General features: G+C 59.5%; 15 protein-coding genes. 7 read left to right on the forward strand and 8 right to left on the reverse strand.

What is annotated here, in order from left to right; translation table 11 throughout:
* Positions 1 to 11: 11 nt before the first annotated feature.
* Complete coding sequence (locus tag RTW82_RS18375) at positions 12 to 824, forward strand: crotonase/enoyl-CoA hydratase family protein (protein ID WP_316925965.1); 813 nt, start codon at positions 12 to 14, stop codon at positions 822 to 824.
* A gap of 191 nt (positions 825 to 1,015) precedes the next feature.
* On the opposite strand, the gene RTW82_RS18380 is transcribed toward RTW82_RS18375, so the two are convergent.
* Genes RTW82_RS18380 through RTW82_RS18390 form a run of 3 tightly spaced genes read right to left on the reverse strand, consistent with a single transcriptional unit; the run spans position 1,016 to position 4,778 of the window.
* Positions 1,016 to 2,674, reverse strand: coding sequence for an ABC transporter ATP-binding protein (locus tag RTW82_RS18380; RefSeq protein WP_316925966.1), 1,659 nt, complete (start codon positions 2,672 to 2,674; stop codon positions 1,016 to 1,018).
* Positions 2,675 to 2,686: 12 nt separating this feature from the next.
* Positions 2,687 to 3,361, reverse strand: a complete 675-nt coding sequence (locus tag RTW82_RS18385; protein WP_316925967.1) for a lasso peptide biosynthesis B2 protein — start codon at positions 3,359 to 3,361, stop codon at positions 2,687 to 2,689.
* Positions 3,362 to 3,377: 16 nt separating this feature from the next.
* On the reverse strand, positions 3,378 to 4,778 hold the full coding sequence (locus tag RTW82_RS18390; protein ID WP_316925968.1) for an asparagine synthase-related protein: 1,401 nt from the start codon (positions 4,776 to 4,778) through the stop codon (positions 3,378 to 3,380).
* Positions 4,779 to 5,240: 462 nt separating this feature from the next.
* On the opposite strand from RTW82_RS18390, the gene RTW82_RS18395 reads away from it, so the two are divergent.
* Positions 5,241 to 5,516, forward strand: a complete 276-nt coding sequence (locus RTW82_RS18395) for a hypothetical protein (RefSeq protein ID WP_316925969.1) — start codon at positions 5,241 to 5,243, stop codon at positions 5,514 to 5,516.
* A gap of 66 nt (positions 5,517 to 5,582) precedes the next feature.
* Here RTW82_RS18395 and RTW82_RS18400 read toward each other — a convergent pair whose 3' ends face one another.
* The gene (locus RTW82_RS18400; protein WP_316925970.1) at positions 5,583 to 7,778 is read right to left on the reverse strand and encodes an OsmC domain/YcaO domain-containing protein; all 2,196 of its coding nucleotides are present in this window, start codon (positions 7,776 to 7,778) and stop codon (positions 5,583 to 5,585) included.
* 384 nt (positions 7,779 to 8,162) lie between these two features.
* Between RTW82_RS18400 and cobF the strand changes: the two genes are divergently transcribed.
* Positions 8,163 to 8,930 (forward strand): precorrin-6A synthase (deacetylating), encoded by a 768-nt coding sequence (gene cobF, locus RTW82_RS18405; protein ID WP_316925971.1) that lies wholly within the window; start codon positions 8,163 to 8,165, stop codon positions 8,928 to 8,930.
* Positions 8,931 to 9,098: 168 nt separating this feature from the next.
* Positions 9,099 to 10,271: a hydroxymethylglutaryl-CoA reductase gene (locus RTW82_RS18410; RefSeq protein ID WP_021220097.1), complete on the forward strand. Its 1,173-nt coding sequence runs from the start codon at positions 9,099 to 9,101 to the stop codon at positions 10,269 to 10,271.
* Here RTW82_RS18410 and RTW82_RS18415 read toward each other — a convergent pair whose 3' ends face one another.
* Complete coding sequence (locus tag RTW82_RS18415) at positions 10,272 to 10,772, reverse strand: hypothetical protein (protein ID WP_316925972.1); 501 nt, start codon at positions 10,770 to 10,772, stop codon at positions 10,272 to 10,274.
* A 152-nt stretch (positions 10,773 to 10,924) separates the two neighbouring features.
* Between RTW82_RS18415 and RTW82_RS18420 the strand changes: the two genes are divergently transcribed.
* Both RTW82_RS18420 and RTW82_RS18425 read left to right on the forward strand, forming a co-directional pair.
* Positions 10,925 to 11,812: an AraC family transcriptional regulator gene (locus RTW82_RS18420; protein WP_316925973.1), complete on the forward strand. Its 888-nt coding sequence runs from the start codon at positions 10,925 to 10,927 to the stop codon at positions 11,810 to 11,812.
* Between the two features lie 55 nt (positions 11,813 to 11,867).
* Positions 11,868 to 12,887: a hypothetical protein gene (locus tag RTW82_RS18425; protein ID WP_316925974.1), complete on the forward strand. Its 1,020-nt coding sequence runs from the start codon at positions 11,868 to 11,870 to the stop codon at positions 12,885 to 12,887.
* Between the two features lie 75 nt (positions 12,888 to 12,962).
* Here RTW82_RS18425 and RTW82_RS18430 read toward each other — a convergent pair whose 3' ends face one another.
* Both RTW82_RS18430 and RTW82_RS18435 read right to left on the reverse strand, forming a co-directional pair.
* A complete protein-coding gene (locus RTW82_RS18430) occupies positions 12,963 to 13,214 on the reverse strand; it encodes a hypothetical protein (protein WP_271658044.1) in 252 nt (83 codons plus the stop codon).
* Complete coding sequence (locus tag RTW82_RS18435; RefSeq protein ID WP_316925975.1) at positions 13,211 to 13,678, reverse strand: Bro-N domain-containing protein; 468 nt, start codon at positions 13,676 to 13,678, stop codon at positions 13,211 to 13,213. Before RTW82_RS18435 ends, RTW82_RS18430 begins: the two co-directional genes overlap by 4 nt.
* 541 nt (positions 13,679 to 14,219) lie before the next feature.
* On the opposite strand from RTW82_RS18435, the gene RTW82_RS18440 reads away from it, so the two are divergent.
* A complete protein-coding gene (locus RTW82_RS18440) occupies positions 14,220 to 14,642 on the forward strand; it encodes a GNAT family N-acetyltransferase (RefSeq protein WP_316925976.1) in 423 nt (140 codons plus the stop codon).
* A gap of 160 nt (positions 14,643 to 14,802) precedes the next feature.
* Here the strand turns inward: RTW82_RS18440 and RTW82_RS18445 are convergent, their stop codons facing one another.
* Positions 14,803 to 15,828: a fumarylacetoacetate hydrolase family protein gene (locus tag RTW82_RS18445; RefSeq protein WP_316925977.1), complete on the reverse strand. Its 1,026-nt coding sequence runs from the start codon at positions 15,826 to 15,828 to the stop codon at positions 14,803 to 14,805.
* Between the last annotated feature and the right edge of the window lie 30 nt (positions 15,829 to 15,858).

The following is a 15,858-nucleotide window of genomic DNA, read 5'->3' on the forward strand; positions in this document are numbered from 1 at the left end:
GACCTGCCGGCGTGACCCAGCCCGTGTGGAACCATGTAGACCTGAGCTATGACGGCGCCATCGCCACCGTGCGCCTGAACCGCCCCGACAAGCACAACTCGATCAGCACCCAGCTGCTGCTGGAGCTGATCGCCTGCGGCGAATTCCTCAAGCGCGACCGGGCCGTGCGCGCGGTGATCCTGGCCGGCAACGGCCCGTCCTTCTGCTCCGGCATGGACCTCAAGGACATCGTCACCGGCAGCCCGCTGAAGAAGATCATGGCCCTCCTGCCGCTGTGGAAGCCCAGCATGAACCGTTACCAGAAGGTCTCGCTGGTGTGGCGCTCGCTGAGCGTTCCGGTCATTGCCGCCATCCACGGCAACTGCTTCGGCGCCGGCCTGCAGATCGCCCTGGGTGCCGACATCCGCGTCGCCGCGCCCACCGCCCAGCTGTCCATCATGGAGTCCCAATGGGGCCTGGTTCCGGACATGGGCGGCACCGTGCTGTTGCGTGAGCTGCTGCCCAAGGACATGGCGATGGAGCTGACGTTCTCCGGGCGCATCATCGACGCCACGCAGGCCCACCAGCTGGGCCTGGTCACCCACCTGGCCGAAGACCCGCTGGCGCAGGCCCGCGCGCTTTGCCTGGAATTCGCCCAGCAATCGCCGGATGCACTGGCCGCCGCCAAGCACCTGCTGATCGGCGCCTGGAGCACCTCGGAATCGGCTGCCCTGGGGCAGGAGCGGTTGTGGCAGCGGCGGGTGATCGGCCGCAGGAACCAGGCCACCGCCGTGAAGCGCCGCTTGCAGAAATCCCAGGACGCGTACTGCGAGCGGACCTGGTGAGGGGAAGAGGGGGCAGGTAGATACGGCCCCCGCCCGAGAAGGGGCGAGGGCCGCTGGCGACCACAGAACAGCCCTCGCTCGACGCCGATCAGGGCAGGAGTGCCTGCGTGGCCGTTAACAAGAGTCAATGACTGAGGTAAACCACAATGAGCGTCTCGGTGTAACGCCATGCCGGCGCGTTGAGCACCCCGTTAATAGGCTGGACTAGCGGAGCCATGTAGCTCTACCGCTATTCCGTGTTGCTCTTTTAGTTTCTCGTCATGAGTGACGATTATCAGGCAGCCAGTTTTCAGGGTCAGCCAATCAATGATTCGTTGCGCCGTTCTCTCATCTAATGCTGAAGTCGGCTCATCCAATATCAGGGTTGTTTTCTCTCTCAGAATCGCACGGCCTATGGCAATTCGTTGTCTTTCTCCGCCACTGAGTCCGCTGCCTGAAATGTCTATGTTCATGGCGAGTAATGCGTCGACATTAGTAGTGTTCTGGCGGTTGAATCCTAAGAGCTCGACCACTTGCCGCAACCTCTGCGGGTCTACCTTGCCGGCGCCGTAGAGTAGATTGTCTTCAAGGGTGCCCGATATCAATACAGGCCTCTGTGGTGCCACTGATACATCGGAAAGTATGAATTCGCTCAGGGAGCCATTTATCGGGTGCCCCTTGTAATAGGCTGTGCCCGTATAGTTTTCCTCAAGGCCCAGAAGCGTGTTTATGAGTGTCGTTTTTCCTGCACCTGACTTACCAGAGACTATATTCACGCCCTGGCCAAGTTTGCAGTGGATATTATCGAGAATTAGGTGCCCATCTTTTACGAGTGACACGCCTTGAAGAACAAAGCCTGGGGTGTTGTCGTAGTGCTTTGGGTGGTATTGCTCTTCAATGCTCTCTTCAAGGTATTTGATGCCGTCATTCAACGAAATAAGATGAGCTTGAAGGTTGAATAATGTGCCTGCGAGCAGATGCAGCTGAGACGTGAGCATGGTGATGTACCCCACGATCATAATGAAGTCTCCTGCTGTGAGGCTTGTGCGGTAATACACGCCCGACAGTGTTACGAAGAGGACGAGCACTGCACCAATAGCGAGCCCTTGATAAGCGATTCGAAGACCCATTCGTAAATTGGATTTTCTGATTGACTTGACGTAGTTGTCGAAGAATTCTCTGCCTGAGGTGAATTCCTTGGTAAATGTATTGTTCAGCTTGATGTCGTACGTTCTGTTGAGCCTCTCAACTGTATAGCTTGAGAGGCTGTTGTCAGCCTCAAACAATATCCGATGAATATCAGCGCTGGTCTTGGCGATGTAAATGGATATGAAGGCCAGTACTGCGGATGAGACCAGGAATAGTACGGCATACAGTGTACCCATGATGGTGTAGAGCACGCTAATAGCTATGAAGATCTCCACTGCAATAGGTGCAATTGTCCAAAAAATTCCAACCGTGACCATGCTGAAACTGCTGGCAGACCTGTTGATGTCGGCGACTACATACCCTGGGTCCAGCGTTTGCTGTTTTTTGTATGGGTACTTGAGAACTCTGGTGATAATTGCTTCATACAGCGTCGCGTCGCACTTGGCGAGTATCCAGGCTGATCCCACTCCACGCATGCTGGAAAGTACCTGTGAGAAGGTCCATAGGATCGCATAAGCCCCAGAGAAGATTAAAAACTGTGTGTGTAGGCTGTTGATCTCTCCAAGAGAGTTGGCAGCATTTCTAAGCAGTACGGGGAGTAGTGAGTTCAGTACGCTGCAGAATATGAACGTCGCCGATACGCCAATAAAGCTAACTGCGAACCATTGGTAGTTTCTTGATATTATTCTGAAACTTTTTAAATAGTGATTTATCCATTCCATGGCGCGATTCCACTATATAGACAGGATTTTGGGAAGTTTGCTTGAAAGGTGTTGGTCGTCAGATACCACTTTTTCATCAATTTCTACCCATGCGTGCGAGAGAAAATCAAACAATTGAACTCCAATAAAAAAATTGCAATTCTCTCCGTTTTTAATGGCGTAGTTGAATATGCAGATTGAGGATTCTAAGCATTTGACTTTGAGGGGTAGGAGCAGTGATGCATGGTGGACACTGTTTACATAGTTTTTCAGTGCTTCTTGAGATAGTGTGCTGCCGTTCTTTTTGTTGATTTTTGCTTTTCTCATGCTGTTAAGCACGTACCCAAGCCCATGTTTCTTTAGGCTTATCTTTAGGCGCAATAGATCCAGAAGAGCCCATATGGTTGGTAACAGGCTAAGGCTGCTTGAGGAGCTGCACCTACTTATTCGCCATGTGTAATTGTCTATCCCTTCGTATTCTTCGTCGACTCTGTTTAGTGCTTGGCTATAGGGCGTGCGGTGTATTAGATTTAATTGAGTGAGTTCGTTGAGGAGATTTTCATATTGTGCGCATGATTTACTGCTTTCTGTTAGTAAAGTGGTTTGGCTCTCGCTAAGGATCATGAAATGATCTTTCTTTTCATCAAGTAGGATAATTTGATTGTGCATGACGAGGTGGTGTATGTGGGGCTGGAATGAAAAGCTCATCTAGCTATCCTCGTTGTCAAATTTTGATCAAGGCTGCGCAGGCTATCTTTATAAGCGTTTGGTCTGCCCCTCCAAATCCCATTGACGAATAGCGTATTGCTTTTTTTATATGTGAGATATTGATGAGTTTTTCTTGCGTGAGCCAACTGCTTTCTAAACGATCAATAATGTGATTTGAATGGTATTTGAGTGCCTTCTGGTAAGCGCTAGTAATGTGCCCCTTGTCACGTCTTAGCTCTATATTTGGGTATTTTGCATTGGCTGCGCGCCTTAGTGGTAGTCGAGTGTTGTAATTATCAAACATGTCATATGGGTCTTGGCTTAAGGCATATTCAATCATTCCTTTGCTGGTGAAAGGGTACAGGATATCTGTACTAATATTTGAGTGCGTGGTGTTCTGATAGATAGCCTGTGCTATGGCTTGCAAGTATTCTTCTTTTAGGCTTCTCGGTCTTTCTATTGCAGGTGGCGGTGTGATGTGTCTTGTGAAAAACTGACTGCGCTGATAATTGTCGTGGTTGCGCTGTTTGTAGCTGCTAATTAATGCCTCATAAAAACTCAAGCCGGATAGTTTGGAGAACATTGAGAATGCTTTTGCTGCTTTTATTATTTTCTTTTCCCTAAGCAGGCTCTGGTATGCAGCGGGTGGGACGGGGTCTAAAAATAAGTGATCGCCTCCGTGGCCATCCAATATGATGAAATCACCATTTATCTTGCTGGATATGAATTCTATTTCTTTTTCAAAGACCTTATTGGAGGCCATGCTGACACTGATGGATATATGGTCCTCAAGGTTGATTTCTTGAAAAAAGTACCAAGGCTCGAATTTGAATAGTAAATGGCTAATATTTAGTTTTTCGCACAAAGCTGTGGCAGCTTTTAAGTCTGCATTTGCACTGCTTTTTTCATCAAGCCAAGTTATGGCAGTAACGCGGTCTGCCCCTACTGCTTCAATTGCAGATAGAAGAATACATGTCGAGTCGACTCCACCAGACAGGCGTACTACGAGACGTTTGTAATAATTGGTTTTACACCTGCTACTAATGGAGGATGTCAGTATTTCTAATGGGGTGTCGGTTGTTTCTTTTTTCGTGTTGAATAGATCTATTTCTAATTTCCCGGAGTGGGAGCTGTGGTTGTACGTATACCTGCAGCCTGGAGGGAGTAGCGAAAAATTCTCCCAGTAACTGGACATTGGAATCCTCTCGCTGTACGCGATCTGCGAGAGAGTTACCTCTCTATCAAGTTTCTTGAGTGGGTTTTTGTTTAAGTCGCTATTGGTGGCTAGCTCGCCAGTGAGCGTGTTGACGAATATGATTTGGGAGGATGAGGCGGGGTTTGTATAAACTGTTTCTTTTTTTGAGGTTTCTGTTGCGTTGTGAGTAGGTGTCTGATTGGTGTTTTCTCTCTTGCTCACGACCGGTCCTTGGCGTTGTGGTTTGGTATGGCTTATCACTGAGTACCCGCTATCAGGTACTCAGTGATTGCTGATTTATACGGATGGGCAGTTAGTGCATCCAGCTCTCCAGACCATATATTTCCCCTCGTATATAGCGCCACCACTTTGGCCGTTTATTGTGGTGCTGGCTTTGAATGTTAGAAATTTTTTGGCTGAGGTGGTCTGGGTATGCTTTTTCCATTTGAACATGATTTATTCCCTTGATTGGTTTTTGGTTGTATGCCAGTTAGGCCTGGGAATGAATATCGCTGCTTATTGGGGGTGTCAAGCGGTTTGCTTAATTAGGAGGTTTCCTACATGCGAGTGAGTATCAGCGTACAGGCTCTAGGCTATGTGGTAATAGTCCTAGTTCCATTTTTCTTTATATATGTAGCTCTGAAAATTTTGGACTGTTAATGCAGTAACTCTCCAAAAAACTAGGTGTTTTCTGTTGAGTTTATTTTCGTTAAGCACATCAAGCAGCAGATCGCGCTGGACGCGGATATCTGCACGGTCGCGTCCATCGCCCAGCAATCGCCGGATGCACTGGCCGCCGCCAAGCACCTGCTGATCGGCGCCTGGAGCACCTCGGAATCGGCTGCCCTGGGGCAGGAGCGGTTGTGGCAGCGGCGGGTGATCGGCCGCAGGAACCAGGCCACCGCCGTGAAGCGCCGCTTGCAGAAATCCCAGGACGCGTACCGCGAGCGGACCTGGTGACGGGAGGAGGGGGCAGGTAGAGACGGCCCCCGCCCGAGAAGGGGCGAGGGCCGCTGGCGGGTCGGGTTACTTGGCTGCTGCCCTGGCCCGCGCGGCGTGGAGCTTCTTGTAGCTCTCCACCAGGCGCTGGTGCCGGTCGAGGCCTTCCAGCTTCATGCTGGTGGGCGTCAGGCCGTAGAAGCGCACGCTGCCGTCCAGCGAGCCCAGCACCGCGTCCATGCGCGGGTTGCCGAACATGCGGCGGAAGTTGGCTTCGTAGTCGTCCATCTCCAGGTCGTCGTCCAGCGTCACTTCCAGCGCCGCGTTCAGGGCCTGGTAGAACAGCCCGCGCTCGACGGTGTTGTCGTTGTACTGCAGGAAGGCTTCCACCAGCTCCTTGGCGTCTTCGAACTTCTTCAGCGCCAGGTGGATCAGCAGCTTCAGCTCGAGGATGGTCAGCTGGCCCCAGACGGTGTTGTCGTCGAACTCGACGCCGATCAGCGTGGTGATGTCGGTGTAGTCGTCGACCTCGGTGTTGTTGAGGTTCTTCAGCAGGGACTTCAGGCCACGGTCGGGCAGGCTGTGCAGGTTGAGGATGTCCGCACGGAACAGCAGCGCCTTGTTGGTGTTGTCCCAGATCAGGTCCTCCACCGGGTAGATCTCCGAGTAGCCCGGCACCAGGATGCGACAGGCGTTGGCGCCGAGGTCGTCGTAGGTGGCCACGTACACTTCCTTGCCCATGTCCTCGAGGATGCCGAACAGGGTGGCGGCTTCCTCGGCGTTGCTGTCTTCGCCCTGGCCGGAGAAGTCCCACTCGACGAACTCGAAGTCGGCCGTGGCGCTGAAGAAGCGCCACGACACCACGCCGCTGGAGTCGATGAAGTGCTCGACGAAGTTGTTCGGCTCGGTCACCGCGTGGCCTTCGAAGGTGGGCTGTGGCAGGTCGTTGAGGCCTTCGAAGCTGCGGCCCTGGAGCAGCTCGGTGAGGCTGCGCTCCAGCGCCACTTCGAAGCTGGGGTGGGCGCCGAAGGAGGCGAACACGCCGCCGGTGCGCGGGTTCATCAGGGTCACGCACATCACCGGGAATTCACCGCCCAGGGAGGCGTCCTTCACCAGCACGGGGAAGCCTTGTTCTTCCAGCCCACGGATGCCGGCCAGGATGGAGGGGTACTTCTCCAGCACGGCCTGGGGCACGTCCGGCAGGGCCATCTCGCCTTCGAGGATTTCGCGCTTCACCGCGCGCTCGAAGATTTCCGACAGGCACTGCACCTGGGCTTCGACCAGGGTGTTGCCGGCGCTCATGCCGTTGCTGAGGTAGAGGTTCTCGATCAGGTTGGACGGGAAATACACCGTCTCGCCATCCGACTGGCGCACGAAGGGCAGCGAGCAGATGCCGCGCACGGTGTTGCCGGAGTTGGTGTCGTACAGGTGCGAGCCGCGCAGCTCGCCGTCCGGGTTGTAGATTTCCAGGCAGTGCGCATCGAGGATCTCGGCCGGCAGCGCGTCCTTCGGGCCCGGCTTGAACCAGCGCTCGTTGGGGTAGTGGACGAAGTCGGCGTTGGCGATGTCCTCGCCCCAGAACTGGTCGTTGTAGAAGAAGTTGCAGTTCAGCCGCTCGATGAACTCACCCAGGGCGGAGGCCAGGGCGCTTTCCTTGGTGGCGCCCTTGCCGTTGGTGAAGCACATCGGCGAGGCGGCGTCGCGGATGTGCAGTGACCAGACGTTGGGCACGATGTTGCGCCAGGAGGCGATCTCGATCTTCATGCCCAGGCCGGCGAGGATGCCGGACATGTTGGCGATGGTCTCTTCCAGCGGCAGGTCCTTGCCGGCGATGTAGGTGCTCTGCTCGCGGCTGCTCGGGATCAGCAGGGCCTGGGCATCGGCGTCGAGGTTCTCCACCTCTTCGATGATGAACTCGGGGCCCTGCTGCACCACCTTCTTGACCGTGCAGCGGTCGATGGAGCGGAGGATGCCGAGGCGGTCCTTCTCGGAAATGTCCGCCGGCAGCTCGACCTGGATCTTGAAGATCTGCTGGTAGCGGTTCTCCGGGTCGACGATGTTGTTCTGCGACAGGCGGATGTTCTCGGTGGGGATGTTGCGCGTCTGGCAGTACAGCTTCACGAAGTACGCCGCGCACAGGGCCGAGGAGGCCAGGAAGTAGTCGAACGGCCCCGGTGCCGAACCGTCGCCCTTGTAGCGGATCGGTTGGTCGGCGATGACCGTGAAGTCGTCGAACTTGGCTTCGAGACGAAGGTTGTCGAGAAAGTTGACCTTGATTTCCATGCGGGGGTACCAGCGTAAAAAGTGGAGCGATGAAGGGGGGCGCACTGAGCAGCCGGGACGATCGGCCCCGTCGGCAACGCGCGTGGCCAGGCCAGGGCGTGCAGGTTCCAGCGGAGGGAGCGGGGCGGGATCGGGCTGCGCAGGGCGTGCATGGAAGCGGTCCTGTGACCGGCATTCGATGCCGCAGTGGGTTCGCCGGCGGGAAGGATAGGGGAATTGGCGGCCAGTGCCCAGGCTGACCTGCCCGGATGCAGCCATTACCCGACCGTTGCGACGGCCGGTGTCGGGCTGGCGCGGGTGGTTGCAGGCCCTGGGGCTGTGCCTCTTTCATCACCATCGCCTTTGCGCTCAACATGGCGGACTGTGAACGGGCGAGGAGCCGCCATGAAGAAACTACTGGTCATTGGCATCGGGGCGGGCGATCCCGACTACGTCACCCTGCAGGCCGTGAAGGCGCTCAACCAGGTCGATGTGTTCTTCATCCTCGACAAGGGCAGCAGCAAGGACAAGCTCATCCACCTGCGCCGGGAAATCTGCGAGCGCTACATCACCGGGCGCGACTACCGCTTCGTCGAGGCGGGCAGCCCCGAGCGCGAGCGCGGCGGCGAGTACGACGCGGCCGTCAAGGACCTGAACCTGGCCAAGCAGCAGGTGTTCGAGCGGCTGATCGGCGAGGAGCTGGGGGAGGGGGAGTGCGGCGCCTTCCTGGTCTGGGGCGACCCGTCGCTCTACGACAGCACCCTGCGCATCCTGCAGGCGATCCTCCGGGGCGGGCGGCTGGCGTTCGAATACGAGGTCATCCCCGGCATCAGCAGCATCCAGGCGCTGGCGGCCCGGCACAAGGTGCCGCTGAACCGCATCGGCCGGTCCATCGAGATCACCACCGGCCGGCGCCTCGCCGAGGGCTTCCCCAGCAACGTCGACAGCGTGGTGGTGATGCTCGACGCGGAAGACACCTACACCCGCCTCGACGCCCCCGACCTGCACATCTACTGGGGCGCCTACGTGGGCACGCCGGATGAAATCCTCATCGCCGGCAAGCTCAAGGACGTGGCCGCCGACATCGCCCGCACCCGCCAGCAGGCGCGCGAGGCCAACGGCTGGATCATGGACACCTACCTGCTGCGCCGGGGGGATGACGAGGGGGTGTGAGGCGCGGCCCTCCATCCGTGGTTCTGGCGCCAGCGGCCATCCTCACTAAGATTGACGCGTTGGATCACCTGATTGGCGTGATCGGTCATGCCAGCTCCGGCGCCCTTGGGCACACTCGGGGCAACGGATTTCACCCAGGGCGATCCGCCCGACCATCAGGAGAGCACGATGTCCAGAGGCGCCCCGATTCCCCGCAACCCCGAGAACGATTACTCCAACGAGCAGGCCGGCGTGCGCCGCGACTTCATCAAGGCGCAGACCGGCGCCGCGCTGGATGTGGTGGGCCAGTACGCCATCGACCCGGCCGTCACCCAGGGCAATATCGAGAACTTCATCGGCGTGGTGCAGATGCCCCTGGGGCTGGCCGGCCCGCTGCGCATCGAGGGCGAGCACGCGCGTGGCGACTTCTACGTGCCCATGGCCACCACTGAGGGCACCCTGCTGGCCAGCTACAGCCGGGGCATGCGCGCCATCAGCGCTTCCGGCGGGGTGAAGACCACGGTGGTCAAGCACTCCATGCAGCGGGCGCCGGTGTTCATGTTCGAGGACGCGTTGCAGGCCCGTGAATTCGGCGTCTGGCTGGTGCGCGAGTTCGAGGCGATCAAGGCGGCCAGCGAAACCACCACCCGCAGCGGCAAGCTGTTCGAGATCGAGCAGTACCCGGTGGCCAACATGCTCTACACCCGCTTCTGCTACACCACCGGCGATGCCGCCGGGCAGAACATGACCAGCAAGGCCACCTACGCCGCCTGCGAGTGGATCAAGGCCAACCACCCGCTGCAGCCGCGCTACATCCTCTCCGGCGCCATCGACACCGACAAGAAGCACTCGGCAATGAACATGATCCAGACCCGTGGCAAGCGGGTGATCGCCGAGTTCACCCTCAAGCGCGAGGTGGCCCACGAGCTGCTGCGCGTCGACCCCGCCAACCTCTACCGCTACCGGCAGATCGCCGCCGTGGGCGCCTTCCAGGCCGGCTCGGCGTACAGCGGCGCGCACTCGGCCAACGGCCTGGCGGCGCTGTACATCGCCACCGGGCAGGATGCCGCCAACGTCGCCGAATCCCACGGCGGCATCACCTACGGCCAGTTGCTGGACAACGGCGACTACTACTGGTCGGTGACCCTGCCTGCCGTCATCTGCGCCACCCACGGCGGCGGCACCGGCCTGCCGACCCAGCGCGAATGCCTGGAGCTGCTGGGCTGCTACGGCACCGGCAAGGCGGACAAGCTGGCGGAGATCATCGCCGCGGTGGTGCTGGCGGGGGATGTGTCGCTGACCTCGGCCATATTGGCCGGCGACTGGGTCAGCAGCCACGAGGCGCTGGGGCGCAATCGCTGATCAGGCGTTGCCGGGCGTGCCGAGCCGCGCGCCCTGCCGGCGCAGGTAGACGACCTGCGCCGTCACGCCGAGAACCAGTGCTACCAGCAGGCTGCCCTGGGCGCCCACCAGCAGCGGCGCGTGCAGGTCGGTCACCAGCGGGTGGCCATCCGGCACGCGGCGCAGCACCTCGGTGACGGTGGGCAGCATCAGCAGGAACGCCGTCAGGCTCAGCAGGATGGTTTCCAGGTACACCCGCGCGCGGCCCAGTGCGCTTATCCGCCCAACCCCGTAGCCGGCGACCAGCAGCACCAGGGTGACCACCGCGATGGCGTTGCTCACCGGTTGCCGCGCAACCAGGAACACCGTGCCGGCACCCAGCAGCATCGAGACGAAGTAGGCCAGGCCCGACCCGGAGCGCGGCACGATGCGGCCATGCCGCGCGAACATGTAGAGCGCCAGTGGAATGGCCGGCAGGCTGCCCAGGGTGTGCAGCCAGCCGAGGGGGGAGATTCCGAACATTCGCTGTTTCCTTGTGGTTGGAAGATCGGCATAGCCGCTGCCGCCAGTCACGGTGCCGCATCGCTTCTGCAGGGCCGTGCCGGAGCGCTATGATTCAGGCCCCAGGTTATTCAACACGCGGCCGGCTCGACATGACGGATTCACTGGAAAATTTGACCATTCTTCCGGAAATGCAGCTGGAGGGCCTCGCCACCGGGGACCTGCTCTCCCAGGTGCTGGCGCAGATCCGCCTGACCGGCGACCGCGTCTACTCCTCCGCGCCGGGCAGTGGGGAGCGCCTGCTGCTGGACAGCAACAGCGCCCACATCTGCGTGCTGCAACAGGGGCGCTTGCACATTCGCTGCACCAGCCAGCCGGCGGTGACGGTGGAGCAGGGCGACATCCTCCTGCTGCCCCACGACCCGTCGGAGTTGAGCATCACCGCAATCAACGAGCCGGCGACCGTGATCATCTGCCGCTTCTGGTTCGACGCCGGCAGCTTCCAGGCCATGCTCTTCGCCCTGCCGTGGCTGATTCACATCCGCCAGATGGACGCAGCGGCCTGGTCCGAGGGGCTGATGCACTTCATGTTGCTGGAAACCCATGACGTCCAGCCCGGCGGCGCCTTGATGATCTCGCGCCTGATCGACCTCACCGTCATCCGCATCCTGCGCACCTGGGTGCAGCAGGGCGCCGCCTCCGGCTGGCTGGGCGGCCTCGCCGACGCGCGCATCGCCCGGGTGCTGCGGGCCATTCACGAGCAGCCCGTGCAGCAATGGCGCATCGACGCCCTCGCCGAGCTGGCCGGCATGTCGCGCTCCAGCTTCTGTGAGCGCTTCAGTGCGCTGGTGGGGCGCTCGCCCTTGCGCTACCAGAACGAATGGCGGCTGACCCTGGCGAAAACCATGCTCGCCCGGCATGACAGTCGCATCGGCGAAATCGGTTTCGCCATCGGCTACGAATCCGAAGCCGCCTTCAGCCGCGCCTACAAAGCCTTCTTCGGCCGCTCACCGCGGGATGACCTGAATGCGCGGGGTGTGGCGGAGGGGAAGGGCGCCTAGCCGCTCGGCAGTCCGTGAACTGCATCCGGGTGTGAGGCAGCGCACAGCGATGCAAATGGGCCGCCTCTTCATCGCGCCATCGCTGCACTATCGGTGCATCCAGGGACGAAAGCTTCGCCAGCCATCAAAGGACTCCATTCACGTGAGTGACACACGCCAGCACACCACTGATGAGCGCAAGGCGCTCTGGGCCGATATCAAGTTCCGGCTGCAATACGCCAAGCAATCGGTGGCCCTGAAAGCCTTTGAGGCTTACTTCATGAAGGGCAAGGAGCCCAACCTGCACCCCATGCGGAACGACCCCATTCCGCTGGTCTATCGCCTGTGGCTGGCGCCTGACCAAAGCATCGAAGGCTGGGTCGCGATCACCGAGCGGCTGCTCGCCGGCCCCGAAGCCTGGAAAACGACCGTGAGCATCGAGCCCACGGGCGATGGCGAGTCCTGGCGGGAACTGAACAATGGGCATGCCTGGGGCTGGCATATCGATAGAAGCCTGGCGGACTCCTATCAGATTCTGGTGCAGCACGCCGGGGCCCGTCATTACGACGGTAGCCAGCCGTATGAGGGGGCAGACGTGGTGCCGCCATTGGGCTTCATGGGGGGCATCGAGAAAAAGCTCTACCACTTCCTCAACGGGCAGACCCTGGGCAGCGAGCACCTGCTCTACAACGGCAAGAGGCTGTTCGAGCCCAGTTCATACTTCGGCCATATCTACTACTACGAAACCTGCCTGTGGCTGGACGGCACCAAGCCGACCAACACCTACTGCCTCTACAACTACATGGGCGCCCACTGGGTGCGTTCGATGACGGCTGGCTACATGCGTGAGATCGAAGAAAACCAGGGGATCCAGGCCTATATGAACTGCTTCCTGCCGCTGGTTGCACGCTACCCGCAAACCGGCGGGGACCCCGAGCGCGCAGCCTACTGCCAGGAAGTGCGCCAGTTGCTGGACAAGGGCCCTCTGCTGGAGCCGCTGCAGACGATGTGGAACCAGGCAAAAGCCAGCCAGGCGCGCATCGACCTGAATGCCTGGATGCAGGAGGAGCCGTTCTTCATCGGTGAGTTCCTGTAGGGGCGATTTCAATCGCCCAAGGGCAACGCAGTTGCCCCAAAGGCCCCTCCCAGTTCCGAGAGGGGCCAGCCCAAATCAGTCTCTAAAGAGCGGCAGCTTCTCCAGCTTCATCAACTGCCAGAAATCCTGCTGGTTGCTCTGGCACAGGTCCACCATCACATCCATCAGCGCGCCCTCGCGGACGTCGTTCAGAAAGGGCCCGGGGATGCCCTCGCGGCGGCCCGCATTGTCCTGGATGATCGCCGCGATCATATGCACCGCGTTCAGCCGTGAGTCCAGGCGCTCCAGCAGGTCGTACAGGCGTTGCTGCTCCACATCCCTGCTCATGCCGTCACCTCCTTGTCGCTGGCCATGAACAGCGGCAAGTCCCGCCAGGCCACCCACAGCTCACCCTGCCAGCGCACCACATCCAGCCGGCGGCTCTCGTAGGTCAGTGTTTCTCGACTGGGGGCCGCATCGGGCGTGCGGTGATAGTCATGCATCGTCGGCACCAGCACTTCGTTCACCCAGCGGCCCACATCGCCGTGCTTGGGCTTGCCGAACTGGAACAGCTCCCGGTAGGCGCCGATATCGCTGATCACCACCACCTCTTCATGGAAGTCTTCGGTGTAGCTGAGGGAGAGGGTTTGTTGCTCGTGCGGCTCCAGGGCCGGGAGCAAGGGGAGGGCATCGGCCAGGCCGATCAACTGCGCGAAATCATGGGCGACGAACCAGGGCTGGTTGTCGACCATCACCGCGCGCAGGCGTTGTTGGTGGTGATAGAAAACGAGAGGGGTGAATACGTTTTTCATGGCAAAGCTCCTGATGAGTGAGGAAGCTGCCACCGTTCGCTGTCAGTCAAAGGGTGGCAGACCGCGCAGGGTTGACAGACCGGCATCAGGAACCGGCAGACCCGAGGGTCTCCCCGCGCGATCTGCCATAGAGCAGTGCAGTTGAAAACTGCATGCGAGCAAAGGCCTGCAAGAAACATTCGCCGTTTCTCGCATGCACCTTGCGGCGCAATCGCGCCTGATGACGGGCTGTCAAACCCGGCCACGGGATTTACCGTGGCCGGGGCAGGATAGGGAGGCGGGCGCGGGAGGGCAAGGGGGCAGCCGGTTCGATACATGGCGGCGAGGCAGGAGGGGCGGAGCACCGGTTCCTCGCCCGCTCCAATGTCCGCAGCTACCTGCTCCTGATACTTCGCGGATCGATTCACCATCCCAGGGCAAGCCCTGTACAGTCAGCGAGCGGCTTCTTAGCCTCCGGGCTGAAGAGCTTCTGTCCATGGCGGGGCCATCTGGCTTACCAGCCAACGGCTCGACTACCTCGAACTCAACCAGGGTGACTCGATTGACTGACTATTCCTGCCTGCTGGAGACGCCTTCCGTCCAGGTCTACCAGGCGCTGCGCACGGGCTCCGGCCTCAGCGGCAAGACCGATGAGGCTGCGTTGCGGGGGCTGCCCAACACGCTATTCGCCGTGCAGATTCTCCATCAGTCGCAACCCGTGGGAATGGGGCGGGTGATCGGCGACGGCGGGTGCTTCTTCCAGGTCGTGGATATCGCCGTTCTCAAGGCGCACCAGGGCCAGGGCCTGGGCAAACGCATCATGGGTGAGATCCTCAAGTACATCGAAGCCCATGTTCCGGAAAGCGGCTACGTCAGCCTCATCGCGGATGGCCAGGCACAGGACCTCTACGCGCAGTTCGGCTTCGTGCATACCGCGCCGCGCTCGGTGGGCATGGCCTATAGGCGACCGGAGCTGGGCGCCTGATCGGCAATCGCGCCAGGGGGCAGCCCGCTGCGGCGGCGATACGTCGCGTGGTGAAAGTCATCTTCTCGCAGATACCCCGCTATTGGTCTGCATCATGGGCAGGCTCGGAGGAAATCGTCGAGCCCTGGGGCCCGACGGGGCAACGTTGAGAGCAGCTGGCTCAGCCGCGATATTTCTGCAGTGCTTGACGCAGTGGCCACCGGCTGGGGAGCAGGTGCTTGGGCTCACCGAAGCGGCAGCGCAGAGTGCCGAGTCTTTCGATGCTGATACGGATGTCTGCGCCTGGGTCAAGGAAGTCGTCGTGGTCAAGACCTGTGCAGTCGGGAATGGTGCCCATGCCCATCACCGAGCCCGGCTGTAACGGACAGATCAGCCCCAGCCAAGCGAACACGTCTTCTACCGGATGGCTGATCTCGCGGGTCGAGCCCTGAAAGCGCGGTGCTCCGTCGACTGCCACATGAACGGCCAGGTCCAGCGGATTTCCGACCTCGTCTGCAGTCACCAGCCAAGGACCAAGTTGGTTACCGCTTGTCATGTCCTTGGTCAGACAGAAGCCGCCAATGATCTCCAGGGCCTGCACGTCACGGGCCGAGATGTCATTGAATATGCAGTAGCCGGCCACCGGCTGGTGCGCATTGCCATAAACCACTGCCAGCTCCGGCTCGATGTCCAGGCGTGAGGTGTAAACCGGCCAGGGGACCTCGACGTCGTCGCCGACGATGGAGTTGAGATTACCCTTGTAGTAAGACAATCGCTCCGGCACGCCGGGACTGGGTTTGGCGCGAGGGGCCAACAGCATTTTGCGGAAGGCCGCGAGCAGAGGGCCGGTATCGGGGTTGTCCTTTTCGTAATGGACCAGTGTGTCGCCCGAGTTGCTCAGGTGACGTGGGGTCAGTCCCAAGTCGAATAGCGCCCTGACCTCGATGGGCGCGTGCAAACGCACATTATTCAGTAGCGGCTTTTCTGCTGCACTGAAGCTCTCTAGATGGGCTTCGGCCCAGGTCTGCAGTTCACGTGCGAGCAGCTCGCTTTGCGGCAATGCGGCTAGGTAAGCGTCACTGCTATCGAGGCAGGTATGACGGCGGCCACTGCTTGCCTGAAGGCTGGCAAATGAGATGGCGTGTTCGCCGATCACCAGGCCGAATTCGGGGGCGGTTTCACCGCGGGCAAAACGAATGAGCTTCATATGATCTCTCCGTTGAGTCGAGGGATGATC

The organism is Pseudomonas sp. zfem005 (genome assembly GCF_032621735.1).
GTDB classification, from domain to species: domain Bacteria; phylum Pseudomonadota; class Gammaproteobacteria; order Pseudomonadales; family Pseudomonadaceae; genus Metapseudomonas; species Metapseudomonas solani.